The organism is Deltaproteobacteria bacterium GWA2_45_12 (assembly GCA_001797365.1).
In the GTDB taxonomy this organism is placed as follows: Bacteria; UBA10199; UBA10199; order UBA10199; family UBA10199; genus UBA10199.
Genome location: MGPH01000047.1, coordinates 1 through 1,817, shown reverse-complemented (window position 1 = coordinate 1,817; position 1,817 = coordinate 1). Strand labels below are relative to the sequence as shown.

Genomic DNA, 1,817 nt, shown 5'->3' with positions numbered 1-1,817 from the left:
CAGTACAAGAATGTCGTACGTACCGTCGCTCGAGCCGGTATATTCCGCTTCTTCGCGTTCGATAAGCCGGGCATTCGCAGGATTTAGTCCCGATTGAGAAAGAACTCGGACGGCTTCGACGGCCTTTTCATAATTCGTGAATTTCACTGTTGTCATTGCGCGATGAGTTGGGCGCTTGTGTAGGCGGATCCATGCTTCTGTAATGATTCCCAGCGCGCCCTCGGATCCCAGGAAAAGTCGATCCGGATTTGGTCCTGAGCCGGAGACCGGGAAGCGCTTCGACTCGACGTTGCCTGACGGTGTGACGACTTTCATGCTTTGAACGTGATCGTCGATCTGTGTATAAGCCGTCGCAAAGTGCCCGGCCGCCCTGGTTGCAATCCATCCTCCCAGCGAAGAGAACTCCCAAGCTTGAAGAAAAAAGCGCATAGTGAGACCGCTGGGCTTAAGTTGCTTCTCAAGGCTTAGACCTAAGACGCCCGCCTGGATTCGGGCAGACTGTGAAGTGGCGTCGATTTCAAGCACCTTATCAAAATGCTTCATGTCGATCGACACTGTGCCGCGGTAACGATCGTGTTCTGGAGGATTGACGCCGCCCGTCACACTGGTGCCACCGCCATACGGCACTGCGGCTAGATTGTTTGTTCCACACCAGTCGAAGAGATCCACAATATCCTGCTCGCTTTTCGGGTATGCGACAACATCCGGGGGGTTACGAAATTCGCCGCGGATGGCCCTGGCCACATCGACAGTTCCCGCACCATAGGTGTGATATAGCCTGTCATATTTATCGGTTGTGCAGGCTGAGCTCAAGGCACTTGGAACCTTGATTCGCGGCTCTCTGATTGCAATTTTTTCGGCTGTTGGAAAAGGCATCGCCTCAAACTTTTCAACGCCTAACAGTCGCGTCCACGCGGCTTCAAATTCACGGATCTCGTTCGGACTCACCTGGTCGTCTTCATGGCCCCATCCGTAAAACTTTCGACGACGATCTGTCATGGTTGCACCTTTCAAAAAAGTTATGGTAACGATTGCATTCATAGGCGTATACGGTCGAATTTCACCTCATGTATGACACCTTATCGAAATGCAATCGTTACCATTCTAGGGGTCTGTGCGTGCCTTGCGATCAGGGTTTACCCTCGATTTGGTGGGCCATTGAAATGTTGCTCGGTGAACGGGCTCGGTCACTGATTTCGAGGAATCGAACTGCTGCGAAGCGTACGCGCAGCGGTTTCACATATGCCCATGTAGTGGGCCTGAGAGCAGTCGCCCGCAGCAGTCAAGAAGTGGCTCTACGAGGACTACCCGGCAATCGCAGCGCGCGCCAAGCTTGAGGGGGCTGAGATTCAGTGGGGCGACGAGAGCAGGCTGCGCAGCGACGACGTACGGGGCCAAGGCTTCGCCCCAAGGGCCAGACGTCGGTGGTGCGGGTCAACAACAAGCGCCACGGCCTGTCTGTCATATCCACCGTTACCAACAAGGGGCAGATGCGCTGGCGCATCTTTGACGGTGCGCTCAACACCACTATCTTGATTGACTTTCTGCGCCGCCTGATCAGGGGCCAGACCAGAAAGCTATTCCTGATCCTGGACAACCTGCGGGTGCAACACGCCAAGCAGGTCAAGGCGTGGCTGGCAGAGCATGCCGACGCCATTGAGGTGTTCTACCTACCGAGCTACAGCCCGGAGTTGAAGCCGGATGAGATGGCCAATGCAGACATCAAGCAGGCGGTGACCAAGCAGGCGCCGGCGCGCACCAAGCTGCAATTGTCACCGCCGGATAAATACTCCTCAATTGGGGGTGCGGACGAAAAC

General features: G+C 55.2%; 2 pseudogenes. One reads left to right on the top strand and one right to left on the bottom strand.

Features of this window, described 5'->3' with window-relative positions:
* Positions 1-1,014: pseudogene (locus A2048_09275) on the bottom strand (FAD-linked oxidase).
* Positions 1,015-1,226: 212 nt separating this feature from the next.
* On the opposite strand from A2048_09275, the pseudogene A2048_09270 reads away from it, so the two are divergent.
* Positions 1,227-1,817, top strand: a pseudogene (locus A2048_09270) (DDE endonuclease).